General features: G+C 34.8%; 22 protein-coding genes and 1 riboswitch. Of the genes, 17 read left to right on the top strand and 5 right to left on the bottom strand.

All coding sequences use genetic code 11. The annotated features are described in order from the left end of the window. Positions 1–91: 91 nt before the first annotated feature. From KA909_RS04685 to mbcS, 6 genes are all read left to right on the top strand, one after another. Entirely contained in the window at positions 92–1,267 is a 1,176-nt protein-coding gene (locus tag KA909_RS04685; RefSeq protein WP_193838897.1) for a M20 family metallopeptidase, read from the top strand. A 12-nt stretch (positions 1,268–1,279) separates the two neighbouring features. After that, complete coding sequence (locus tag KA909_RS04690) at positions 1,280–2,665, top strand: MFS transporter (RefSeq protein WP_070855234.1); 1,386 nt, start codon at positions 1,280–1,282, stop codon at positions 2,663–2,665. Between the two features lie 182 nt (positions 2,666–2,847). Beyond that, positions 2,848–4,029, top strand: a complete 1,182-nt coding sequence (locus tag KA909_RS04695) for a M20 family metallopeptidase (RefSeq protein WP_053028912.1) — start codon at positions 2,848–2,850, stop codon at positions 4,027–4,029. Between the two features lie 117 nt (positions 4,030–4,146). Continuing rightward, positions 4,147–4,359 (top strand): sterile alpha motif-like domain-containing protein, encoded by a 213-nt coding sequence (locus tag KA909_RS04700; protein WP_053028911.1) that lies wholly within the window; start codon positions 4,147–4,149, stop codon positions 4,357–4,359. Positions 4,360–4,430: 71 nt separating this feature from the next. Next, positions 4,431–4,904, top strand: a complete 474-nt coding sequence (locus KA909_RS04705) for an antibiotic biosynthesis monooxygenase family protein (protein ID WP_053028910.1) — start codon at positions 4,431–4,433, stop codon at positions 4,902–4,904. Positions 4,905–5,071: 167 nt separating this feature from the next. Then, positions 5,072–6,667: an acyl-CoA synthetase MbcS gene (gene mbcS / locus KA909_RS04710; RefSeq protein WP_193838899.1), complete on the top strand. Its 1,596-nt coding sequence runs from the start codon at positions 5,072–5,074 to the stop codon at positions 6,665–6,667. A gap of 88 nt (positions 6,668–6,755) precedes the next feature. Here the strand turns inward: mbcS and KA909_RS04715 are convergent, their stop codons facing one another. Beyond that, positions 6,756–7,526 (bottom strand): SDR family NAD(P)-dependent oxidoreductase, encoded by a 771-nt coding sequence (locus KA909_RS04715; RefSeq protein WP_156304889.1) that lies wholly within the window; start codon positions 7,524–7,526, stop codon positions 6,756–6,758. 128 nt (positions 7,527–7,654) lie between these two features. Between KA909_RS04715 and KA909_RS04720 the strand changes: the two genes are divergently transcribed. The 4 genes from KA909_RS04720 to lqo all read left to right on the top strand — a co-directional run bounded on the left by KA909_RS04720 (position 7,655) and on the right by lqo (position 14,044). Further along, positions 7,655–8,536 carry a LysR family transcriptional regulator gene (locus KA909_RS04720; RefSeq protein WP_210129998.1) on the top strand — a complete coding sequence of 294 codons (882 nt, stop codon included), beginning with the start codon at positions 7,655–7,657 and terminating at the stop codon, positions 8,534–8,536. A gap of 207 nt (positions 8,537–8,743) precedes the next feature. Beyond that, the gene (gene ppdK / locus KA909_RS04725; RefSeq protein WP_210129999.1) at positions 8,744–11,371 is read left to right on the top strand and encodes a pyruvate, phosphate dikinase; all 2,628 of its coding nucleotides are present in this window, start codon (positions 8,744–8,746) and stop codon (positions 11,369–11,371) included. A 1-nt stretch (position 11,372) separates the two neighbouring features. Beyond that, on the top strand, positions 11,373–12,209 hold the full coding sequence (locus KA909_RS04730; RefSeq protein ID WP_210130000.1) for a pyruvate, water dikinase regulatory protein: 837 nt from the start codon (positions 11,373–11,375) through the stop codon (positions 12,207–12,209). A gap of 341 nt (positions 12,210–12,550) precedes the next feature. Next, complete coding sequence (gene lqo, locus KA909_RS04735; RefSeq protein WP_070855240.1) at positions 12,551–14,044, top strand: L-lactate dehydrogenase (quinone); 1,494 nt, start codon at positions 12,551–12,553, stop codon at positions 14,042–14,044. Positions 14,045–14,098: 54 nt separating this feature from the next. On the opposite strand, the gene KA909_RS04740 is transcribed toward lqo, so the two are convergent. Next, positions 14,099–14,803, bottom strand: a complete 705-nt coding sequence (locus KA909_RS04740; protein WP_193838903.1) for a GntR family transcriptional regulator — start codon at positions 14,801–14,803, stop codon at positions 14,099–14,101. A 213-nt stretch (positions 14,804–15,016) separates the two neighbouring features. Between KA909_RS04740 and KA909_RS04745 the strand changes: the two genes are divergently transcribed. The 4 genes from KA909_RS04745 to KA909_RS04755 all read left to right on the top strand — a co-directional run bounded on the left by KA909_RS04745 (position 15,017) and on the right by KA909_RS04755 (position 18,538). Beyond that, the gene (locus KA909_RS04745) at positions 15,017–16,456 is read left to right on the top strand and encodes a 6-phospho-beta-glucosidase (protein WP_193838904.1); all 1,440 of its coding nucleotides are present in this window, start codon (positions 15,017–15,019) and stop codon (positions 16,454–16,456) included. A 173-nt stretch (positions 16,457–16,629) separates the two neighbouring features. After that, positions 16,630–17,481, top strand: coding sequence for a class I SAM-dependent methyltransferase (locus KA909_RS04750; RefSeq protein ID WP_193838905.1), 852 nt, complete (start codon positions 16,630–16,632; stop codon positions 17,479–17,481). Positions 17,482–17,684: 203 nt separating this feature from the next. After that, positions 17,685–17,810, top strand: a complete 126-nt coding sequence (locus KA909_RS13650; protein ID WP_281059137.1) for a hypothetical protein — start codon at positions 17,685–17,687, stop codon at positions 17,808–17,810. 158 nt (positions 17,811–17,968) lie between these two features. Further along, complete coding sequence (locus KA909_RS04755; RefSeq protein ID WP_193838906.1) at positions 17,969–18,538, top strand: PadR family transcriptional regulator; 570 nt, start codon at positions 17,969–17,971, stop codon at positions 18,536–18,538. A 208-nt stretch (positions 18,539–18,746) separates the two neighbouring features. Here the strand turns inward: KA909_RS04755 and KA909_RS04760 are convergent, their stop codons facing one another. Continuing rightward, a complete protein-coding gene (locus KA909_RS04760) occupies positions 18,747–19,637 on the bottom strand; it encodes a fructose bisphosphate aldolase (protein WP_011274776.1) in 891 nt (296 codons plus the stop codon). 173 nt (positions 19,638–19,810) lie between these two features. On the opposite strand from KA909_RS04760, the gene KA909_RS04765 reads away from it, so the two are divergent. Further along, positions 19,811–20,305, top strand: a complete 495-nt coding sequence (locus tag KA909_RS04765; RefSeq protein WP_193838907.1) for a P-loop NTPase family protein — start codon at positions 19,811–19,813, stop codon at positions 20,303–20,305. Positions 20,306–20,521: 216 nt separating this feature from the next. Next, on the top strand, positions 20,522–21,847 hold the full coding sequence (locus tag KA909_RS04770; protein WP_193838908.1) for a putative glycoside hydrolase: 1,326 nt from the start codon (positions 20,522–20,524) through the stop codon (positions 21,845–21,847). A gap of 60 nt (positions 21,848–21,907) precedes the next feature. Here the strand turns inward: KA909_RS04770 and KA909_RS04775 are convergent, their stop codons facing one another. Further along, a complete protein-coding gene (locus KA909_RS04775; protein ID WP_193838909.1) occupies positions 21,908–22,534 on the bottom strand; it encodes a cell surface protein in 627 nt (208 codons plus the stop codon). Between the two features lie 197 nt (positions 22,535–22,731). After that, complete coding sequence (locus KA909_RS04780) at positions 22,732–23,157, bottom strand: hypothetical protein (RefSeq protein WP_193838910.1); 426 nt, start codon at positions 23,155–23,157, stop codon at positions 22,732–22,734. Positions 23,158–23,304: 147 nt separating this feature from the next. Next, positions 23,305–23,411, top strand: a riboswitch (SAM riboswitch). 111 nt (positions 23,412–23,522) lie between these two features. Here KA909_RS04780 and KA909_RS04785 point away from each other — a divergent pair. Continuing rightward, a complete protein-coding gene (locus KA909_RS04785) occupies positions 23,523–24,338 on the top strand; it encodes a MetQ/NlpA family ABC transporter substrate-binding protein (protein ID WP_210130001.1) in 816 nt (271 codons plus the stop codon). Positions 24,339–24,546 lie beyond the last annotated feature (208 nt).

Genomic DNA, 24,546 nt, shown 5'->3' on the forward strand with positions numbered 1-24,546 from the left:
AAAAATCAAACAATTTGGTGTCTAAGAGGACATAAATTAACTATTAAATTGAGAGATAAACGATACAATTATAGGTGAGGAGAGATGAATTATGAATAAACAATTAATTAACACTTTACAAGAAAAAGAAGCACGTATGATTGAAATAAGAAGATATTTACATGAACATCCTGAGTTATCATTCAAAGAAGAAGAAACACCAAAATATATAGCGGATTTCTACAAAGATAAAGATTGTGAAGTAGAAACGAATGTAGGGCCTAATGGTGTTAAAGTGACGATAGATAGTGGCAAACCTGGTAAAACGATTGCGATTCGAGCAGATTTTGATGCTTTACCAATTAAAGAAGCTACAGGTTTACCATTCGCATCAAAAAATGAAGGCGTGATGCACGCTTGTGGTCATGATGCGCACACAGCTTACATGCTAATTCTAGGTGAAACGTTAATAGAAATGAAAGATCAATTTAAAGGTAAAGTTATTATTATTCATCAACCAGCAGAAGAAATGCCTCCAGGTGGCGCACAAGGCATGATTAAAGATGGCGTACTTGATGGTGTGGATCACGTGTTAGGTGCGCATGTGATGAGTACGATGGAAGCCGGTAAAGTCTTCTATAGAGAAGGATTTGTTCAAACTGGACGTGCCTACTTCAAATTAAACGTACAAGGTTCAGGTGGTCATGGCTCTTCACCACATATGGCTAATGATGCGATTGTAGCAGGTGCTCAATTTGTTACGGAAGTACAAACTATTGTATCTCGACGATTAAGCCCATTTGAAACAGGCGTGATTACAATCGGTTCATTTGACGGCAAAGGTCAATTTAACGTGATTAAAGATGCAGTAGAACTTGAAGGTGATGTTAGAGCGTTAACTGATGACACACGTGACACAATTGAAAAAGAATTAAGACGCTTAGTTGAAGGTCTTGAAGCAACATTTGGCGTAACGTGTGATTTCGAATTTAAAAAAGATTATCCAGCATTATATAACGACCCTGAATTTACACAATATGTTGCACGAACAATTCAAGACGCGGATGCAGATGATATCAATGGTATTGAAGTTTGTGAACCTCAACCACCATCAGAAGACTTCGCTTTCTATGCAGCAACATTACCAAGTACATTTATTTATTCAGGTGCTGCACCAAAAGATGGTAAAATTTATCCACATCACCACCCAAAATTTACAATTGATGAGTCATCAATGTTAGTAGCTGCAGAGGCAGTAGGGACAGTCGTGTTAGACTACTTAAGTTAAGGAGAGAGCATTATGGAAATGAGACAACAACAATTCACTGGAAATAATAAACTTTTATTAGGTATTGTACTTGGAGTAATTACATTTTGGTTATTTGCGCAATCACTACTTAACTTAGTACCAACCATACAACATTCATTTTCAAGCAGTATTGGTACAACGAGTATTGCGATAAGTATTACGGCATTATTTAGCGGGATGTTTGTCGTTGGTGCGGGTAGTTTCGCTGATAAATTAGGCCGAGTAAAAATGACATATATTGGCTTAGTATTGAGTATTATTGGGTCATTATTAATTATAGCGACACCATTTACTTCAATGTTAATTCTTGGACGTATCATTCAAGGGTTATCAGCGGCGGCGATTATGCCTTCTACTTTAGCGATTATTAAAACGTATTATCAAGGTTCAGATCGACAACGTGCGTTAAGTTTCTGGTCGATTGGTTCATGGGGTGGTTCAGGGTTCGCTTCTCTATTTGGCGGTATGATTGAAACGGCAATTGGTTGGCGTTGGATTTATATTATTTCTATCATTGTAGCGATTGTAGCGATTCTTCTAATTAAAGGAACACCTGAAACAAAATCGAATCAAACAACAAATACAAGATTCGACTTTTTAGGTTTAACATTGTTTGTCATTATGATGTTAAGTATTAATGTGGTGATTACACAAAGTGCTAAATTAGGGTTATTCTCGCCAATCATTTTAGCGTTAATTGCAGTATTTATTATTTCAACGATTATCTTTGTACGTGTAGAAATGAAAATGCATCATCCATTAATTGATTTTAAATTATTTAATAATAAAGCGTATACAAGTGCTACAATTTCTAACTTTATGCTTAATGGTGTTGCTGGTACGTTAATCGTTGCGAACACATTTGTACAACAAGGTTTAGGTTTTTCAACATTCCATACAGGATTACTTTCAATTACGTATCTTATTACAGTATTATTGATGATTCGTGTTGGTGAAAAAATCCTTCAAAAAGTTGGTGCAAGAAAACCTATGTTACTAGGTACTGCACTCAATATGGTAGGTATATTGTTAATCTCATTTACATTCCTATCTTCACAAATGTATGTAGTCGTTTGTGTTATTGGTTATTTATTATACGGTTTAGGCCTTGGTTTCTATGCGACACCTTCAACAGACACTGCCATTTCAAATTCTCCTGAAGATAAAGTGGGTGTAGCATCAGGTATTTATAAAATGGCATCTTCACTTGGTGGTGCGTTTGGTATCGCATTATCAGGTACGATATATGGTATAGGTGCAACCATGGTTAATATTAATTTTGGTGCCATGTTAGGATTGTGGTTGAACATTTTAATGGCAATCATTTCATTTATTGTCATACTCATAGGTGTTCCTAAACAACAATCTAAATCATAGAGTGATATTTAATGAAATAGAAGCGTATGCAAGAATTCTTTGGAATTTGCATATGCTTCTTTTTTTCGGGAAGAGAAGACCATACAGAGATGTGAAATCAAAAATGATTTAAGTTATAAGAAACCGTAGCGCAACATTGAAAATAGAGAAAAGCATATAATGAGAAAAAAGGAGTGGATAGAATGACGAAAGATTTAGTAAAACGTCTACAAGATAAAGAGGAAAAGATGATTGAAATACGTAGACACTTACATGAGCATCCAGAATTATCATTCCAAGAATCAGAAACACCGAAATATATCGCAGAATTTTATAAAGATAAAGATTGTGAAGTAGAAACGAATGTTGGCCAGAATGGTGTAAAAGTGACAATCGATAGCGGCAAACCAGGAAAAACGATTGCGATTCGAGCAGATTTTGATGCTTTACCAATTCAAGAAGATACAGGCTTATCATTTGCGTCTAAAAATGACGGTGTCATGCATGCATGTGGACATGATGCGCATACAGCGTACATGTTAATCTTGGCCGAAACATTAATTGAAATGAAAGATCAATTAAATGGTAAAGTGATTGTGATCCATCAACCTGCTGAAGAAATGCCTCCAGGTGGCGCCAAAGGTATGATTGAAGATGGCGTGTTAGATGGTGTCGATCATGTACTTGGTACACATGTGATGACTAATATGGAACCTGGTAAAGTGTTCTACCGCCCTGAAAATGTGCAAACAGGTCGTTCATACTTTAAATTAACGATTCAAGGTGAAGGAGGTCATGGCTCATCACCACACACTGCCAATGATGCGATTGTTGCTGGTGCAAACTTTGTTACAACTGCGCAAACGATTGTTTCACGTCGACTCAACCCATTTGAAACAGGCGTTGTAACGATTGGTTCATTTGATGGTAAAGGTCAATTTAATGTGATTAAAGATAAAATTGAACTTGAAGGTGACGTTCGTGCGCTAACAGATGCTACACGTGATCGCATTGCTGAAGAATTACAACGCATGGTTGAAGGTCTTGAAGCCACATTCGGTGTTAAATGTGACTTTGAGTTCAGTAAAGATTACCCTGCACTCTATAATGACCCTGAATTTACGAATTATGTAGCAGAAACAATTAAAAATGCTGATTTAGATGACGTAAAAGGGGTAGAAGAATGTGAAGCACAACCCCCATCAGAAGATTTTGCATTTTATGCTAAAACCTTACCAAGTACATTTATTTACTCAGGTGCTGCGCCACAAGATGGTAAAGTGTACCCTCATCATCACCCTAAATTTAATATTGATGAGAAAAGTATGTTAGTCGCAGCAGAAGCTGTAGGTGCAGTTGTGTTAGATTATTTGACTTCTAAATAAATCCAATTTTATTTCACTTTAGCCAACAAAACTTCAAAAAGTGTTGGCTTTTCAGTACTAGTGTAATACTACGTATCATGATAGTATAAGCGTATATCTAAACACTGGGGTGAGATAATGAGTTTTTACGAGTTTATGCAAGGATTTATTGGTGACCAAACCCCTTTGGGAGAACTTGCACATTGGATTAGTCAAGATCAACATTTTCCTAAGTATGAGCGTATCTCTGATAATATACTTAGTTATTTTACGACAATTGCAACATTGGACCATGAATTTTTAGAAATCGTGAAGCGATCTATCTCGCTTTATGAACAAAGCCAATTATAATGACCGAATGAATATAGATATACAAATTAAATCGTAGCTCAATGCTAGTTTAGAAATGAAGGATAAGAATCATGATTTTAAAAGACAGTTATAAAACATATGTAGTAGAAGAAAAGGGCGACAACATTATCTCAATAAAGAAAAATAACGATGAACATCAATACGATGTATTAGAGGTAATTGATGATTTATCTAATGATTCTTTTTGTGTTTTAAATCATTTGTACGTCAATGAAGGTATGGAGGATGCATTTGAGAAGAAATTCTTAGAACGTCCTAAATATTTACAAAATGTACCAGGATTTAAAGCTTTAAGATTTTTACGTCCGCAAGTAGCAGGACGACACTATATTATTTTAACTTTATGGGAAGAACGTCAGGCATTTTATGATTGGCAAAATTCCAATGAATATAGTCAAACGCATAAACATAGAGGCACTGACAAAGGTGTTGATCGTGACATTGTAAATCGTGATTTATCATATAACGTGCGAATTGAGTTAGCAGGTTTAGAATCAAAATTAAATTTGAGCAATATTTTTTAATATAGATGTAAAGATTAAGCCATTTGTCGTTATTTTTCGGCATCTGTGCTTAATCTTTTTCTTTTTACAACGTAGGATTAAAACGTTTACATAAAGGCTTTTGATTTCATCGGGCTAAAGCGTTTGATAAGATAATAAATAAGGTCGAACTGAAAGGGAGTATAGTAATGGATAATTCAAGTTTATTGGCACCAGAGACTTACAATATTGTTTCTGAAATTGAGAAACATGCTTCTAATACATCTAAGAAAGCCCTCATTTATGAAAATGGGGTAGACGAACCAATTACAGTGACATATTCAGAACTAATCAAAAATGCAAATAAAGTGGGACATGTATTATTAAATCATGGACTTCAAAAAGGCGATAAAGTATTAATTATGATGCCTCGCGCAATCATGACATATGAACTTTATCTTGCTGCTCTAAAATTAGGTATCGCGATTATACCTAGTTCGGAAATGTTAAGAACAAAAGACTTACAATACCGTATTACACATGGTGAAATTAAAGCCGTGATTGCCAAATCAGATTTCATCGAAGAATTTAAAGGTATTAAAGAGTATGACACATTAACAAAATTTATTGTTGATGGACATGAAGCGGGTTGGACAAGCATCGAAGACGAAAAAGCATCTCAAAGTGATGTACTTGATATAACGCGTACATCAAGAGACGATCTAGCAATTCTATCGTATACGTCTGGAACAACAGGTAATCCTAAAGCTGTTACACATTCTCATGGTTGGGGCTATGCACATATGAAAATGGCGCCAGAACACTGGTTATGCATTAGAGAAGATGACTTAGTGTGGGCAACTGCTGCGCCAGGTTGGCAAAAATGGGTTTGGAGTCCATTCTTATCCATTATGGGATCAGGTGCTACAGCATTTGTTTATAACGGTAAATTCAACCCTTCACGTTATCTTGAATTATTACAAGATTTTAAAATTAACGTCTTATGTTGTACGCCAACAGAATATCGTATGATGGCGAAATTGGATCATTTACAAGATTATAATTTAGACCACTTACATAGTGCAGTATCAGCAGGAGAACCATTAAACCGTGAAGTGGTAGAACAATTCCGCAATAACTTTGATTTAACAGTTCGTGATGGTTATGGTCAAACTGAAAGTACATTATTGATTGGTTTCTTGAAAGACACTACATCACGACCAGGGTCTATGGGGAAAGAAATTCCGGGCAGTCGTGTTACGATTGTTGATGATGAAGGCCAACAGGTGGAAACAAATGTTAAAGGTAATATTGCATTACCGCTTGATTTCCCAGGTTTATTTAAAGGCTATTATAAAGATGAAGAACGTACAAAAGCAGCTCAAGCAGGTGACTATTATATTACTGGGGATTTAGCACATATTGATGAAGATGGCTATTTCTGGTTTGAAGGTCGCCGAGATGATATTATCATTAGTTCAGGTTACACAATTGGACCATTTGAAGTTGAAGATGCTTTAACTAATCACCCAGCAGTAAAAGAGTGTGCTGTTGTTGCGAGTCCTCATGAAATTCGAGGTAATATCGTTAAAGCTTTCGTTATTTTACAAGATAACTATCAAGGCAATGATGAACTAATTAAAGAATTGCAAACCTTTGCGAAGAATGAAGTTGCACCGTATAAATATCCACGTGCAATTGAATTTGTAACGTCACTACCTAAAACAAATTCAGGTAAAATCCGTCGTGTTGAATTACGCGATGCAGAGCGTGAGAAATATAATAAAGCAAACGGCTTTAAATAATAGAATATTTAATGAATGAAAAGACACCTCATCAAATGATTAGATCATTTAATGGGGTGTCTACATTTTGCGTTATAGGTCGCAATGATTATCTCGCTGTATAACCACCATCGACCGTTAATGCTGCGCCTGTAATAAAGCGTGCTTCGTCACTTGCTAAGAATAATACAGCATTTGCGACATCTATAGGTTCACCTAAATAGCCAATTGGATGACGTTCAGACATTTTGGCAGTATAAGCGTCTAAGCCACCTTCTGTTTCAGCTCCTAATTTCTTCACTAAAGGTGTTAAAATTGTACCTGGATGTACAGAGTTAACACGAATATGATCTTTACCGAAGCTGATGGCATCTTGACGTGTCATGTTTGTTACTGCACCTTTTGCTGCTGCATAAGGTGTTAATTCATCAGTACCAACTAATCCTAAAATAGATGAGAAGTTGACGATAGAACCGCCACCATTGTCACGTAATAAAGGCACCGCATGTTTTGTACAGAAGAATACGCCTTTTACATCAACAGCAAATACTTGATCCCATTCTTCCTCTGTGAGTTGGTCCGTCGTTTTATCTGCACCAGTAATACCAGCGCAATTAATAAGAATATCTAATTTACCAATGTCCTGTTTAATGTGTTTAAAGGTTGCTTCGACACTCGCTTCTTTAGAAACATCTAGAACATAACCATATACATGTTGATCTGTCGTTTTAGATAATGTGTCGACGGCTTGATTAACGATGTCTTCCTTAAGGTCTGAAATAATGACTGTTGCACCTTCTTCGGCGAAACGTTTAGCTGTTTCAAAGCCCATGCCACCACCAGAACCAGTAATTAAAGCAACTTTATTTTCTAATCTCATAATGATCCCCCTTTTTCAAAGCTGAAATAATTGCCATTACGATTTAATGGTAGCACCCGCAATAAATAATGTATAATTCATAATAATTATATTTTTATAACTTTAAGTTATGAAAAGAGGTGTAAGATATGGAAATGACTAAACTGAAATATTTTAAAGTTGTGGCTAAAATGAATAATATGACTGAAGCGGCTAAGCAATTAAATATTTCACAACCGGCCTTAAGTAAAGCGATAGCTTCAATTGAGGATGAATTAGGGGTAGCATTATTTGATCGAAAAGGACGACAAATCTATTTAAATCGTTATGGTGAATTAATGCTGAATTATGTGAATAGTGCAGTTAGGGAGCTTAATGAAGGTGAACGTATCATTAAAGAATTAATCGGTGTTGAAAGTGGTCAAGTTTCGTTTGCCATTACCTTTCCACATGTAATGCCATCGCTCATTCAAAGCTATGTGGCACTACATCCGAATATCAAGTTGAAACAGTATCAAGCTGTGTCTGAACGCGCTACACAATTAATATTAAATAATGACGTGGATTTTGTAATATCGTCATCTAAAATTGAACATAAAGATGTGATTTGGGAACCTATCATTCAAGATGACATTTATTTAACAATTAGTAAAGATCATCCGTTCGCTCAATATGACACTATTAATTTACAACAGATTAAAGACGAACGATTAATCGGTCAAATAGAAGGTTATGGTTTTCGGGATAGGATAGATTACATCTTAGAACAAGAAGGGATTGTTCCAAATTATCAAATCGAAGTTGAAGATTCGAGTGCAATTTTAAAATTAGTCGCGATGAATATTGGCGTTTCATTTACGCCTAAGCAAGCTTTAAGAGGACTTGATGAGCAAATTATAGCGATACCCATTGATAATGCACGTTGTTACCGCATGATTGGTTTGGCATATAAAAAAGCTCATTATTTTACAGAAGTAGCGGCATCATTTAAGGCATTTGTAACACATTATTTTCAAAACGATATCCAATAATCCATAACTATATAAATAGTATGACACAATTAAAACGTGTGAAATAGACATAATGGTACGTGTTCGAATGTCTATGTAACGCTTTAATTGTGTCTTTTTTATAAACCTTTAACATAAATATGATGTTTTTAATTGTATTTATATAGATTATATGACATACTCAATATTAATTAGTATGACATAATAATTAATTGAGGTGACATTATAATGACTAAATATATTTATGCTTTTGATGAAGGACAAAAATCGATGAAGGATTTGCTCGGTGGTAAAGGTGCCAACCTTTCTGAAATGAAACGATTAGGTTTACCTGTACCTGATGGCTTTACGATTACGACTGCTGCTTGTATTGAGTATTTACGTCAAGGCAAATCATTATCAACAGAAGTGAAAACACAATTAATTGATCATCTTGCTGCATTTTCAGAGAGAACTGGTAAACGTTTCTCATCTGATGCCAATTTATTACTTGTGTCTGTGCGTAGTGGAGCTAAAATTTCGATGCCTGGTATGATGGATACCATTCTGAACTTAGGATTAAATGATGATAATGTTAAAAAATTAGCTGATAAAACAGGCGATGCACGCTTTGCATATGATTGTTATCGTCGTTTACTTCAAATGTTTGGTGAAGTGGTGTACAACGTGCCACTGCAATCATTTGATACATACTTTGAGGATTACAAAGCACGTCATAATTTTGAGAATGATGCTGCCATTACAGCTGAAGGTTTACAAGAGATTTGTGAACGATTTAAAGAGATTTATGTCGAGGAAGTGTATAAACCATTCCCGCAAGAACCTTTAAAACAATTAGAAGAAGCAATCGAAGCAGTCTTTAAGTCTTGGGATAATGATCGTGCGCGTATATACCGTGATTTAAATGATATTCCTCATGACATTGGTACAGCTGTGAATATTCAAGAAATGGTCTTCGGTAATAGTGGGGACAATAGTGGTACAGGTGTTGCCTTTACACGTAACCCGGTTAGCGGCGAAAATAAATTGTTTGGTGAGTACTTATTAAATGCGCAAGGTGAGGATGTTGTAGCCGGTATTCGTACACCTAAAGCTATTTCGACACTCCATGACCAAATGCCTGATGTACATCAAGAATTTGTAGATGTAACAAAGCAATTGGAACAACATTATAAAGATATGCAAGACATCGAATTTACAATTGAAAATGGCAAACTTTATTTATTACAAACGCGTAATGGTAAACGTACGGCACGTGCAGCGATTAAAATTGCAGTAGATTTAGTCGCTGAAGGTGTGATTAAGAAAGAAGAAGCAATGTTAAATGTTGATGTGAAATCAATAGATCAATTATTACATCCTAATTTTGATGACAAAGCGTTAAAAGAAGCTACTGAGATTTCAAAAATTGGTTTACCTGCGAGTCCAGGTGCAGCGACAGGACAAATTGTATTTTCAGCTGAGGATGCGAAAGTGCAAGCAGCATCAGGACATAAAGTCATCTTAATGCGTCCTGAAACATCTCCAGAAGATATTGAAGGTATGATTGCAAGTGAAGCAATTGTGACGACACATGGTGGTATGACATCTCATGCGGCTGTCGTTGCACGTGGTATGGGTAAATGTTGTGTGACAGGATGTTCAGATTTGGAAATTAATACAATGGCTAAAACGGTGTATTACGAAGGCGGAGAACTTCACGAAGGCGATACCATCTCTGTAGATGGTTCAAAAGGGGATATCTATATTGGTGAAATCAAAACAGTTAGTGCTGAGCATAGTGAAGAATTCAATCAATTTATGTCATGGTCCGAAGATATTGCACGACTAAATGTGCGCATGAATGCAGAAACACCGCAAGATATTAAAGCGGGTTATGAGTTCGGTTCGAAAGGTATTGGTTTAGTTAGAACTGAGCATATGTTCTTCGGAGCAGAGCGTTTAGTTGAAATGCGTCGCTTCATATTATCTTCATCCTATGAACAACGTGTTGAAGAGTTAAACAATATTCGAAAGTACCAAGTAGAAGATTTTGAAGCCATCTTTAGACTATCGGGTGAACGTCCGACGATTGTGCGTCTTCTAGATCCACCATTACATGAATTTTTACCTAATTCAGATGAAGATGTCGAACATGTAGCACAACAATTAAATATTCCTAAAGACGTGTTAAATAAACGTATTGTTGACTTACATGAAGTGAACCCGATGTTAGGACATCGTGGTTGTAGACTTGCAATCACGTATCCTGAATTATATGAAATGCAAGTTGAAGCCATTATGGGAAGCGTATTAAAACTTAAAAAAGAGGGTATAACATGTAAACCTGAAATCATGATTCCGCTCGTCTCAACTGTAGAAGAATTTACTACACTTAAAGACAAACTTGTTGAGACGATTCATAAACTAGAGAAAGAACAAGGGGACAGCGTACCATATTTAATCGGTACGATGATTGAAACACCGCGTGCATGTCTAATTGCAGATACGTTAGCGCAACATTGTGATTTCTTTAGCTTTGGTACAAACGATTTAACACAATTGACATATGGTTTCTCTAGAGATGATGCAGGTAAATTTATAAATGTGTATACTGAAAGTAATATATTGAAGCTTGACCCATTCCAAACGTTAGATAGAGATGGTGTCGGAAAATTGATTGAAATTGCAGTTGAACAAGCTAAGAAAGTGAATCCTAACATTAAAATCGGTGTTTGTGGTGAATTAGGCGGAGATGCTAAGTCTATTCGTCGCTTCAATCAGCTAGCGATAGACTACGTGTCATGCTCACCATTCCGAGTTCCAGGTGCAATTTTAGCAACAGCTCAGAGTCAAGCGGAGGAAAGCGAGCAATAACGTGAAAGAAAAGAATTCAAACGAACAAATGTTAAAGTTATTTATTGTATCAGATTCCATTGGTGAGACAGCGCAAAGAATGATTCATGCCACATTAACGCAGTTTCCAAATTTGCATAATGTAGAAATTAAGAAATTCCCATATATTAAGGATGAAGAGGAATTCTTAAATATTTTAAATTTGGCGCGTGAACAGCATGCGATTGTTGCAACAACATTAGTGAGTGAATCATTTAATGCACTGGGTCATGAATTTGCACGAGAGCATGATATTCCTTACGTTGACTATATGTCTGATTTAATTGGAATTATTGAAAAGACGGCACATAGCCATCCGTTAATGGAAAGTGGCGCTTTACGTAAATTAAATGATGAATACTTCAAACGGATTGAAGCCATTGAATACTCAGTTAAATATGATGATGGCAAGCATTTTACTGATATTGGCGAAGCGGATGCACTCATTGTAGGTGTATCAAGAACTTCTAAGACGCCATTAAGTATGTATTTAGCTAATAAAGGCTACAAAATCGCTAATATACCATTGGTGCCAGAAATTGAAATACCTGATAACGTGTATAAGCAAAAGGGGCTAAAAGTGTTTGGCTTGACTGCAAGTCCACAATATATCGCCAATATTCGAAAGAATCGTGCTGAGACACTAGGCTTGTCTAGTGAATCTCGTTACAATAACTTAGAGCGCATCAAGAAAGAACTGATTTATGCTGAAGAAGTCTTTAAGAAATTGAATGCGACTGTCATTAATACAGAATATAAATCAATTGAAGAGTCAGCATTTTATATTGAAAAGTTCTTACAACCTAAAATGCAATCATAAGGCCAACTCAATTTATCAGTCTAGTTAGAATGATGGAAATTAAGGGGAGCAGGACAGAAATAAAATTTTCCGAAATTTGTTTCTGTTCCGCTCCCCTCCTCTCATCGTTTGAGTTGCTTAATGATGAGAAAAAACACTTAGTGTGTATTCATTCGATTTTGTATAAAAAAATATTTTTAATTAAGTTTCTCCAATTTACAATTTACCATATTTGTTTTAACATAGAAATGAAAGGCTTAACAATCTTAATATAAAAAGATATTACTTGATGGTTAGGGAGAAAGAGTAGTAAGTAATAGCTTTTTAGTTGTTAACTAATAAAATTGGAGAGGTGTACAACCATGGCAGAATCAAAAGATGTCATTTTAATTGGTGCTGGTGTCTTAAGTACAACATTTGGTTCTATGTTAAATGAGCTTGAGCCTAATTGGAATATCAAGCTTTACGAACGTATGGATCGACCAGGTCTTGAAAGTTCTAATGAACGCCACAATGCTGGTACTGGTCACGCTGCACTTTGTGAATTGAACTATACAGTTCAACAACCAGATGGTTCAATTGACATTGAAAAAGCAAAAGAAATCAACGAAGAATTTGAAATCTCAAAACAATTCTGGGGTCACTTAGTGAAATCAGGACATATTGAGAATCCTAGAGAATTTATTAATCCTCTTCCACACATTAGTTTTGTTAGAGGCGTTAATAATAAAGAATTCTTGAAAAAACGTTACGAAGCAATGAAACAATCTCCAATGTTCGATAACATTGAATATACTGAAGACATTGAAGTAATGAGAAAATGGATTCCATTAATGATGCAAGGTCGCGTTGATGACGGCAAAATGGCTGCTAGTAAAATCGACGAAGGTACTGACGTAAACTTCGGTGAATTAACTCGTAAAATGGCACGTCACTTAGAATTAGACGAGCATGTTGAAGTTAAATATAGTCATCAAGTGCTTGATTTTGAACGTTTATCTAATGGTAAATGGCAAGTTAAAATTAAAGACCTTAAATCTGGTAACGTATTTGAAGAAGTTACTGACTATGTATTTATTGGTGCCGGTGGTGCAGCAATTCCATTACTACAAAAAACAGGTATCCCTGAAAGTAAACATTTAGGTGGATTCCCAATTACTGGTCAATTCTTAGCATGTACAAATCCACAAGTGATTGAAGCACACGATGCGAAAGTATATGGTAAAGAACCACCAGGTACACCACCTATGACAGTACCTCACCTTGATGCACGTTACATCGAAGGTAAACGTACGTTATTATTTGGACCATTTGCTAATGTTGGACCTAAGTTCCTTAAAAATGGCTCAAACTTAGATTTATTCAAATCTATCAAACCATATAACATTACAACAATGTTAGCTGCTGCAGTTAAAAACTTACCATTGATTAAATATTCATTTGATCAAATCATCATGACTAAAGAAGGTTGTATGAACCACTTACGTACATTCTACCCTGAAGCACGTGATGAAGATTGGGAATTATACACAGCAGGTAAACGTGTTCAAGTTATTAAAGATACTGAAAAAGAAGGTAAAGGATTTATCCAATTCGGTACAGAAGTGGTTAACTCTGAAGACCATTCAGTAATTGCTTTACTTGGTGAATCACCAGGGGCATCAACATCAGTATCTGTAGCTTTAGAAGTACTTGAAAAGAACTTCCCAGAACACATCGGTGAATGGAATGCTAAAATTTCAAAAATGATTCCTTCATATGGTAAATCATTAATCGAAGATGTTGAGTTAATGAGAAAAATACGTCGTCAAACGTCTAAAGACCTTGAATTAGGTTATTACGAAGACGCGAAATAAATAGAAGTTAATTAAAGCGTCTCCTGAGATTTTGAATCTCAGGAGACGCTTTTTTTAGCTTTCTATAGGAATAAAAAAGTTGGCATATTTGTAATGATAGACAATATTTGAATAATCGAAAGGTGTGCCTTTAGTGGTATAAAAGGTCAAATCATGACGCATACATGGATCATTTTGATTGAGATTTAAATGCTGTGCTTCCTGTTCAGAGAGAAAGTCGATATAAAAATAGATATCCGAGAAACCAATATTGATCTTAAGCTGAGACTGAAGGTAGTCGAATATTGAACGCTCTGCACTGGCAAGGTCAAGGTGCGTTACTAATGATTGATTGAAGTAGGAAGTTTCAATACATAGCGGGTTGTGGTCCAAATAGCGAATCCGTTCGACATAATAAACGTTAGTATCTTCGTCAGTTAAGCGTAAATGTTCTCTCACTTCATCATTTGGCGTGATAGATTTAAAAGTTAAGACTTTACTTGTGACTTGATGGCCTTGTAGATTGTCTGAGAACCCTTTTGTTTTTAACAAGTTAATATAACCTGATTTGTTTTTGTTTCGGACATAAATACCACTACCTTGTGTTTGGTAAATCATGCCATCTTTTTGTAGCATGCCTAATGCTTTAATGATGGTACTTTTACTTACTTGATATTGAGATTTTAATTGTTCTACACTAGGAAGTTTATCGCCAACTTTATACTCGTTATTTGAAATAGCATTTGTAATTTCTTGTGCAATTCGTTCGTACTTTAACATCATTTTACTCCCTTTATTTGAAATTCAAATATAGTATAGCAAATTTTAATACCGATTTGTAAATTGTACCGGTATAATTCAGAATAAATCATTTACAAATTGTACCGGTATAATTATAATAAGTTGTGAAAGGGTTTGCATTCTAATAAAAAATATGACAGTTGTTAAGAAATAAAAACGTATGAATAACAATTTGGAAAAGGAGTTTTAAATATGTCTAAATTACCAAATGATTTTTTATGGGGTGGCGCATTAGCGGCCAATCAATTCGAAGGTGGTTATGATCAAGGTGGTAAAGGATTAAGTGTGATTGATGTGATGACAGCTGGCGCACACGGTAAAGCACGTGAAATCACACAAGATGTAGAGCCAGGCAAATACTATCCCAATCATGTAGGTATTGACTTCTATAATCGTTATAAAGACGATGTGAAAATGTTTAGTGAGATGGGTTTGAAGTGCTTAAGAACGTCAATTGCATGGACAAGAATATTCCCACAAGGGGACGAAGTTGAGCCGAATGAAGAAGGTTTACAATTCTATGATGACTTATTTGATGAATTATTGAAATATAACATTCAACCTGTGATTACACTTTCACATTTTGAAATGCCATTACATTTAGCGCGTGAATATGGTGGTTTCAGAAATCGTAAAGTGGCAGACTTCTTTGCGTATTTTGCGGAAACGGTATTTAAACGTTACAAAGATAAAGTGAAATATTGGATGACATTTAACGAAATAAACAACCAAATGGACATCAATAACCCAATCTTCTTATGGACGAATTCTGGTGTTTCATTATCAGATGACGACAATAAAGAGGAAGTATTGTATCAAGTAGCGCATAATGAATTAATCGCGAGTGCCAAAGCGGTTAAAATTGGTAAAGCAATCAATCCTGACTTTGAAATCGGGGCGATGATTTCACACGTGCCAATTTATCCTTATAGCTGTAATCCAGAAGATATTATGGAAGCAGAAGTGGCAAGTCGTATGCGTTTCTTCTTCCCAGATGTACATGTTCGTGGTTATTACCCAGGTTATGCGACGAAGATGTTTGAACGTGAAGGCTTCGACATTGGTTGGCAAAAGGGTGATGACGTTATTTTACGTGAGGGTACGGTGGATTACATTGGATTCAGTTATTATATGTCTACAGTTGTAAAACATGATAATGAATCAAGTGTAGAAGATAATGTTGTTAATGGTGGTTTACCAAACTCAGTTGATAATCCTTATATTAAGAAGAGTGATTGGGGTTGGGCGATTGACCCAGTCGGTTTACGTTACACATTAAATGCCCTATATAACCGTTACCAAATTCCATTATTTATTGTTGAAAATGGCTTTGGCGCTGTAGATGAATTTGATGAAAATGGACAGATCCATGATGATTATCGAATTGAATATTTACGTGAACATATTAAGGCTGCTATCGATGCAGTAGATAAAGATGGTGTAGACTTAATGAGTTATACACCATGGGGTATTATTGATATTGTTTCATTTACAACTGGTGAAATGAAAAAACGCTACGGCTTAATTCACGTCGATCGTGATAATGAAGGTCATGGTTCATTAGAACGTACGAAGAAAGACTCGTTTGATTGGTATCGTAAAGTAATCGAATCAAACGGAGAAACATTATAACATTTAAGATGTATTATTGAGAATAGAATAATAATAAGCTTTCAATTACTCTAGCGTGTTGTCTTTATACTATAGAGTGATTGAGAGCTTTTTTAATATAAAGCGAATCAGTTTATTGATTATATGTGAGAGGGTAAGATGAGACTATAACTATCAGACAAGGGAGTTTCTTTATGCAGAAAGATATATTTAGTAATCAATATTGGGAGAAAGCGTGGGAAGACGACCCTAATACACAAGATAAAAGAATGAAACGTGCAGGTTTAGGAGATCCATCTGCACCTGGCTTTGAAAAGTGGGCACAACATTTTAATAAGCAGTCATTTACTCAAGAAAGCCAACAACGAACGAAACGTATTATGGATTGGATTGAAAGACAAACAGGTGCATTTAGCAATTTGAGTATATTAGATGTCGGTGCAGCCTCTGGTGTCTTTAGTGTGCCATTCGCTAAAGAAGGCGCAACCGTTACAGCGTTAGAGCCATCACCTATATTACATGAGATGTTACAGGAAAATGCCCACTATTATGGTGTAACGCTAGAAACCATTCATCAATCGTTTGAAGATGCTCGAAAGGAAGAATTAGGACATCATGATTTAGTATTTGCATCTATGTGTCCGGCAGTGACGACGTGGGAAGCGGTTAATAAAGCTATTGATATCGCTCAGAAATATGTCTATGTTAGTTTAATTGCTGGTCCTAAAGAGAATTCAATTGTTGATGAAGTTGTGGCATTTCTAGGGGAAACAAGTCAAGCTATGACAGCAGATATGTATTACTTATTGCAGTTATTATATGTCAATGATTTCACGTATGAGACGTTAATCGAACGACATACACAACACAATGATAAAACGCTAGATGATGTTATGCAGCAACTACCTCAATGGTTAAAAGAAGTTGAAGTGGAACTAGATGAACAACAACTGGCGAGTGTGAAACGCTATTTACAAGATCAATATGGTGATACGATACCTGTCATTACTGGTGGTAAATTTGGTAAAGTATTAATTCATGTTTAGAGCGGTGTATAAAATGGCGTACTATATCGTAAAATTTGAACACACGGATTTAAAAAGATGGAAAAAGTATGTTATTCCACACGTTTTATATTTAAATAGTTGATTAAGCAAGAGCATCTAATCATTTCTGGTCCAACTGTTGCTGACCGCAAAGATGTGAAAGAAGCTTATTTAAAATTAAAGTTAAAAATCGTGACATGTTAATGTGGTTACTTGAGAAAGATTCTTTTTGGTATCAAGACTTAGTTTCTCATTTTACAATTGAAGCGTGGAAACCATTATTCGGTAGTTTAGAACATCTTGAGAAAGAAGCGTTTGAAGATAATTAATCCCTTTGAATACTATTCTGACAGGCTTTGTTGGAATAGTATTTATTTTTATTTAAATTATTTCGATATATCGCTTTACATATAACGATATATCGTTTATTATATCGATATATCGAAAAGATAATCCAATAATAATTAAAGTAAAGGTGATTTCAATGATGTTTAGAAGACATATGCAAGATATGAGACAAGGCATGGATCGTTTCGAGCAATTTGGTGGAAGTAAAGGACCGCAAGGATTTGGTGGTTTCGGGCGCCGTGGTGGTGGTCGAGATAGATTTTTCAAAAAAGGCAATCTACAATTTATTATTTTACAAATGCTAGAAGAAGAATCACGTCACGGTTATCAAATCATTAAAGATTTAGAAGAACGTTTCAAAGGATTCTATTCACCAAGTCCTGGTTCAGTTTATCCTATTTTACAAATGTTAGAAGATAGAGACTTTGTATCAATTGCTAAAGAAGGCAATAAAAAAATCTACACTATTACAGATGAAGGTAAAACATTCTTAAAAGAGAATGTCGACCAAGATGCATTTACAAAACGTTTAGAACAATTTAAAAATGTAGATTTTGAACAAATGAAAGCATCTCGTGAACAATTACAAGAATTATTCCACGGATTTATGAAAGCAAGTCAAAGTGCATTACAAGATGAAAAAAAACAACAAGAATTAAATGCTTTTATTGAAGAAACAAAACAAAAATTAGAACGATTCTATAAATAATAAATATTAAAAAAGCCGACTGGTCGAAATAACCAGTCGGCTTTGAAACATTCGAGTGAAGTTATAGAGAACTTCGCCGGAATGATAAACGGGCTACAGTGAGCAGGTTTTTCGGCAGAAATACTCAAAGCTCGACAAAACTTGAGAAACAGTTTTGCTCACTTTTCGATTCTGCTCAAAACCTAAGCGCTCACTTTCGCACCTAGTTTTAGTTTTTGTTTACTGATGCGTCGTAGATTGAATCTACTGCGTCGCCTAATGCTTTATCGAATTCTTCTTGTGATTGGCTAGCGCGTAAGTCACTTGCTAATGCACGTGAGAAGCTTGCGATTAATTCATCGTTGTCTTTCAATAATTTGTTTGCTTCGTCTCTGCTGTAACCACCTGATAATACAACCACGCGTACAACATTTGGATGATCTGCTAATTCTTTGTATAAGTTAGCTTTAGTTGGGATAGTTAATTTTAACATCACTAATTGATCATCATTTAAAGCGTCTAAGCCTTTTTTAAGTTCAGCTTTTAATACTTCTTCGATTTCAGCTTTGTCTTTAGCGTTAATGTTAACTTCAGGTTCAATAATTGGTACTAAACCTTTAGCAATGATTTTTTTAGCGAATTCAAATTGTTGTTCAACAACGTCTTTAATACCTTGTTCGTTTAATTCTAAGATATTAGAACGCATTTTAGTACCGAAGATGTGACGTTCAACCGCACGGTCTAATGTATCGTCTAAATCATCGATAGGTTTCATTAATTGAACACCATTTTGTTGTTCAGCTAAACCTTTGTCGACTTTTAAGAAAGGAACAACACCTTTGTCAGCTAAGTAGTCGCCAGTGTATTTGCCTTCAACTTCACGATCCATTGTTTGTTCGAAAAGGATAGCACCTAAAATTTTGTCTGGAGAGAATGAAGGTGAAGTTACAACTCTAGTACGCATATCGTGTACAAGTTGGAACATTTCGTCATCATTACTATATTCGTCCTCGTTTACACCATATTCTTTTAATGCTTTAGGAGTACTACCGCCACTTTGGTCTAATGCTGCGATAAAACCTTTCCCATTTGTCATTTTTTCTAATTGTTCTTTATTCATTACTCTTTCCACTCCTTTAATTAACTTTCATATTCATTATGATAAAAAAGAAGTACATTCTCAAGTTATAAAACTTATATTTATTGAAAATTCTTATTTTACAGTTTATAGTTTCATAAATTGTACTTATTTCGTTGTATGACTCATTTTCAAAAAAATGCGAGGTAAAAAACATGGAACATCGTATCTTGATTATTGGTAGCCCAGGTTCAGGAAAATCAACGTTAGCAATGCGTTTACAACAGAATTATAAGATACCTTTGTATCACATCGATAAAATACAATGGCTTAACGATCAAGCGACTGTAACGCCGGAATCCTTGCACGCTCAGTTGAAAGAAATTGTAGCGACGCCATCTTGGATTATTGATGGTCATTATTCAAATACATTACTCATGAGACTAGAACGCGCAACGACAGTGATTTGGATTAAAGAATCGAGGTGGAAGTGTATATACCGTGTCATCAAGCGTTATCTAATGACTGTATTTAGAAAGCCAACAGTAGGTGGCAATCCTAAGAAAATAAGTTTATCCTTTCTCAAATATGTTTGGGATTTCCCTAAAAATAATTACGACAAAGTAGACGCCTATTATCAACAAACGCAACATCATACGCAATGGGTTATTGGAAATACGCAATCAATTTATTCAAAATTAAACCTATGATTACGAGATTTAATTTAAAATTCATTTAAAAACATACAAATATTAGATAATTTAATTTATAAAATTTTGTCTTAGTGAATATTTTTGTTAAAAATATGCTATTCTAAAGGAAAGTTAGGTTCTCTTATTTAGGATAATGAAACTCTTTAAATCGCTTACTATTCTAAATAATGAGAACCTAATTATACATATAAAGCATATTCGGAGGCTAAGGGAATGAAAAAAAACAAATTATTTGCTGTATTAACAACAAGTGCTTTGTTACTCGCTGCGTGTAGTAATGGAGATCATTCATCTAGTAGCGGACAAAAAGGGGACAGCCAGAAGAACGAACAGACAAACAGTCAAAGTGAAAAATTAAAACAGAATAATGATAAGAACAACAATGAGAATAAGGTTGACTATCCTAAGGATGGTGTCAAAGGGATTTATGTAACAAGTAATTCAACACAAGGCGATAAAATCGATGAGTTAATCAAATTTATTAAAGATTCCAATTTAAATACTATGGTTATCGATGTTAAAGATGATGAAGGTAACATAACAATGAATCTTAACACTGGCAACAAGCAAGTGGATAAAAACACATTAGACATTGTTGATGGTAAGAAATTACTGAAAAAATTGCATGATAACAACATTTATCCAATTGCGCGTATTGTTACATTTAAAGATTCTAAACTAGCGAAAGAACATCCGGAGTGGTCATTTAAAGAAAGTGATGGTTCAGTTTGGACAAATGGTAAAGGTGATAGCTTCGTTAACCCATTTATGAAAGAAGTTTGGGACTACGACATTGATGTAGCCAAAGCGGCAGCTAAAGCCGGTTTCCAAGATATTCAATTTGACTACGTGCGTTTCCCAGAAGGCTTTGAAAATGAAGCAGACAGTCTAACTTATAGTAAAGGTGACTATAAAAATAGCAAGTTAAGTTCTGGCGATCAACGTGTGGATACCATTACGAAATTCTTAGAACACGCTAATAAAGAGTTGAAACCGATGGGTGTTAATATATCTGCGGACGTATTTGGCTATTCTGCATTAGTTAAAAATGCACCTGGTATTGGTCAAAGTTTCCCTAAAATATCTGAAAATGTAGACGCAATTTCATCAATGATTTACCCATCACATTGGAGCAATGGTGACTTTGGTTTACAAGCGCCAGATACAGAACCATATAAAACAGTGAATCGATATATTCAAAAAGAAAATAACTTATTAGATTCACTTGGTAAGAAAAAACCAATTTCACGTCCATGGATTCAAGACTTTACAGCATCATACTTAGGCGATGGTAATTATATTGATTATGATGCGAAAGCTGTATCTGAACAAGTTCAGGCATTAAAAGATAATGGTGTAAATGAGTTCTTACTATGGAATGCCGGCAACGAATACACTGAAGATGCGAACTATAATCCTAAAAAAGGTAGCGCGAAAGAACGTGACCCTGAAGGTGTAGAACAAGACACAAAGCAGAAAGAGAAGCAAGACGACAATAAGAAAGATGATGACAACGAAAATAATAATAGCACTCAATAATGTTAAAAAGGGAGAGAGACAGAATTCTTTTAAATTCTGTCTCTCTCCCTTAGTAATATCTTAGTCAATGTTCTTATGCGTTTGTTTCGCTACGAATATGCTCCCCAATAATAAGCAAAGACCACCTAATAGTTGAGTGGATTGTTCATGATGCGATTGACCTGTTTCTGGTAAAGATGATTGCGTCGTCGTATGCTGGTTTTCTTGCTTTTGATCTGATTGAGACGAAGGTACTTCATTAGATTTAACGTTACCAACATAGTAAGTATTTAATTCACGTGCACAATCTACGGAATTGACTTTTGACGCTGCTTTTTGTCGGTCATCTAATTCAGCGGCATTCGCAATACCGTGTTCAACATATGTTTCTCCACTTTGAAGTCGATTGAAGTTACTGTATCTATCATTTTTATATTCGACTTGGCCATTTTTATAAACTTTATAGACACCTATACCAGCATTTGCCTTATTGTGGCTTTCAATTTTGAAATAGTCCCCTTTATCAATTGCTTTGTCAAAGTTTTGTAAATCTGGATTACCACCACTATTTGATAATGCTTCCGAAGCAATTTCTTGTGCATTGTCTTTCGTCACTACATCAGTTGCGAGTGCATGTTGTCCGTTAAAAGCAGATAATATTACCGTACTTGTTAAAAGTGTTGACGCAAATAGAGAAACCTTCACCACAATGAAAACCCCATTTCATTATTTATCTTTTACAACGTTAGTGTAACACTCAGATTTAATTAAAATAGGGGATTAAAGTAAACCATATTGAAACTTTAAATTAGCTTAAAGAACGGCGTATTTGTAAAGTTAAATTTACAATAGTGATGTTTTAATGACTATAAGCGATTGTTTATATAACATGCATAGTTATCAACTTACCATTTCTTTTTAGAAAAATAAGGAATCGACCATGCCATCAGTAAAGTGAATATCAAGTGTGCGACCATCCATAAGGCATACGCTACCCAATTAAATTGGAACAGTGAACGTTCAGCCAACGTAATAAGTAATGGGTATAAGATTAGAAAAATAATCATTAATAAGAGATAACTTAATTTGTATAAAGGTTTGAATAACAGATAAATGATTAGAAACGTTATGTAAATACAAAATCCAATAATGATATGAATTAAAAGTTCTAAAATAAGTGGTGTCTTATTAGGATCTGCGATGAAATCAATGTTGATTAATAGCAAAGTAAGGTGTGTCGTATGCATCACCACATCCATGACAAACATGATAAGTAATAATAAAATACTAATGAACAATGCACTAAGTAAGTGATAGCTGTAACGAAACATAATCATCAACCCTTCGAATGTGTTTAACAAGCTATTCCCTACAGTAAAACAACTTACACATTTTAAAAATTTAGAATATTTAAAAAATGATATTGACCCAAGCTTAATCCAATGCTAATATAATATCAATTCAATAAAACTTGTTAACTCTTATCAAGAGTGGTGGAGGGATGTGCCCTGAGAAGCCCAGCAACCGTCGTGTAACGAAATGGTGCTAATTCACATAAAGTAGACAATACTTTAAGAGATGAGAGAAAGTGTATCGATACTTTCTCTTAAATAATAGAAAGTATTTTTTTATGTCTTCTAACTATTTAAGAGTTGAAGTGTAGTTGAATCATTTTAAAAAAGAGGTGTCGATATACATGAGAAAATGGTTAAGTATAATCAGTATTTTAGTTTTAATTATCGTGTTAGCAGGATGTAGCAAAGATAAAGAGGATGATAAGAAAATCACAGTTGCTGCTTCACCTGCACCCCATGGAGATGTGTTGAAGAAAGCTAAAGAACAATTAAAGAAAAAAGGTTATGATCTAGAAGTTAAAGAGGTTAATGATTATAAAGTACCAAATAAATTATTAGATAAAGGCGATGTAGATGCTAACTTCTTCCAACACGTACCGTATCTAAAAGCTGAGAAGAAAAGTCATGGCTATAAAATAGAAGAATTAGGTAAAGTATTTACAACGCCAATGGGTGTCTATAGTAAAAAATATAAACATTTGAAAGATATTCCTGAAGGATCAACGATCTATGTTTCAAATAACCCTGCAGAGGAAGGACGATTTTTATCTTTCTTTGTAGATGAAGGTCTGATTAAGTTGAAAAAAGGTGTCAAAATTGAAGACGCCAAGTTTGAAGATATTGCAGAAAATAAAAAGAATTTAAAATTTAATCATCAGCAAGGGGCTGAGTTTTTACCTAAAACATATAAAAACGGTGAAGGTGCAGCAGTTATTATGAATTCTAACTATGCCATCGATAATGGTTTAAAACCGTCTAAAGATGCAATTGTAATGGAAGGTAAATCATCACCATTTGCCAACATTATCGCAGTTCAAGAAGGACATAAAAATGATAAGAAGTTCCAAGAATTATTAAAAGTCATGCAATCTAAAGAAATTAAAGACTATATTAAAAAAGAATATGGAGACGATGTCATTCCTTACGAAAGTAAATAATCCTATATCTTTATTGGGGGAGTGGGACGACGAATTTAAAAAGAATTCTGTCCCACTCCCTCATTTTTTTAATAAATATGTATCATCAAAAAAACTAAAAATAGCAAATTATAATTATTTTTGATTATTCAGAAAATATTTACAAATCTGACAATTATTAGTAAGATATTGAATATTATCAATGAAACATTGTTTATTAAGATGGCCG

This window comes from Staphylococcus sp. GDX8P54P (assembly GCF_017893165.1).
Lineage (GTDB): Bacteria > Bacillota > Bacilli > Staphylococcales > Staphylococcaceae > Staphylococcus > Staphylococcus borealis.

What these genes read in the sequence shown, in the direction of transcription:
- KA909_RS04760 (WP_011274776.1), bottom strand. Translation starts at nt 19,637, where the DNA reads ATGAATAAAGAACAATTAGAAAAAATGACAAATGGGAAAGGTTTTATC.
- KA909_RS04765 (WP_193838907.1), top strand. Translation starts at nt 19,811, where the DNA reads ATGGAACATCGTATCTTGATTATTGGTAGCCCAGGTTCAGGAAAATCA.
- KA909_RS04785 (WP_210130001.1), top strand. Translation starts at nt 23,523, where the DNA reads ATGAGAAAATGGTTAAGTATAATCAGTATTTTAGTTTTAATTATCGTG.
- KA909_RS04780 (WP_193838910.1), bottom strand. Translation starts at nt 23,157, where the DNA reads ATGTTTCGTTACAGCTATCACTTACTTAGTGCATTGTTCATTAGTATT.
- KA909_RS04695 (WP_053028912.1), top strand. Translation starts at nt 2,848, where the DNA reads ATGACGAAAGATTTAGTAAAACGTCTACAAGATAAAGAGGAAAAGATG.
- lqo (WP_070855240.1), top strand. Translation starts at nt 12,551, where the DNA reads ATGGCAGAATCAAAAGATGTCATTTTAATTGGTGCTGGTGTCTTAAGT.
- KA909_RS04720 (WP_210129998.1), top strand. Translation starts at nt 7,655, where the DNA reads ATGGAAATGACTAAACTGAAATATTTTAAAGTTGTGGCTAAAATGAAT.
- KA909_RS04740 (WP_193838903.1), bottom strand. Translation starts at nt 14,803, where the DNA reads ATGTTAAAGTACGAACGAATTGCACAAGAAATTACAAATGCTATTTCA.
- KA909_RS04700 (WP_053028911.1), top strand. Translation starts at nt 4,147, where the DNA reads ATGAGTTTTTACGAGTTTATGCAAGGATTTATTGGTGACCAAACCCCT.
- KA909_RS13650 (WP_281059137.1), top strand. Translation starts at nt 17,685, where the DNA reads ATGTGGTTACTTGAGAAAGATTCTTTTTGGTATCAAGACTTAGTTTCT.
- KA909_RS04685 (WP_193838897.1), top strand. Translation starts at nt 92, where the DNA reads ATGAATAAACAATTAATTAACACTTTACAAGAAAAAGAAGCACGTATG.
- ppdK (WP_210129999.1), top strand. Translation starts at nt 8,744, where the DNA reads ATGACTAAATATATTTATGCTTTTGATGAAGGACAAAAATCGATGAAG.
- KA909_RS04690 (WP_070855234.1), top strand. Translation starts at nt 1,280, where the DNA reads ATGGAAATGAGACAACAACAATTCACTGGAAATAATAAACTTTTATTA.
- KA909_RS04770 (WP_193838908.1), top strand. Translation starts at nt 20,522, where the DNA reads ATGAAAAAAAACAAATTATTTGCTGTATTAACAACAAGTGCTTTGTTA.
- KA909_RS04755 (WP_193838906.1), top strand. Translation starts at nt 17,969, where the DNA reads ATGTTTAGAAGACATATGCAAGATATGAGACAAGGCATGGATCGTTTC.
- KA909_RS04705 (WP_053028910.1), top strand. Translation starts at nt 4,431, where the DNA reads ATGATTTTAAAAGACAGTTATAAAACATATGTAGTAGAAGAAAAGGGC.
- mbcS (WP_193838899.1), top strand. Translation starts at nt 5,072, where the DNA reads ATGGATAATTCAAGTTTATTGGCACCAGAGACTTACAATATTGTTTCT.
- KA909_RS04750 (WP_193838905.1), top strand. Translation starts at nt 16,630, where the DNA reads ATGCAGAAAGATATATTTAGTAATCAATATTGGGAGAAAGCGTGGGAA.
- KA909_RS04715 (WP_156304889.1), bottom strand. Translation starts at nt 7,526, where the DNA reads ATGAGATTAGAAAATAAAGTTGCTTTAATTACTGGTTCTGGTGGTGGC.
- KA909_RS04745 (WP_193838904.1), top strand. Translation starts at nt 15,017, where the DNA reads ATGTCTAAATTACCAAATGATTTTTTATGGGGTGGCGCATTAGCGGCC.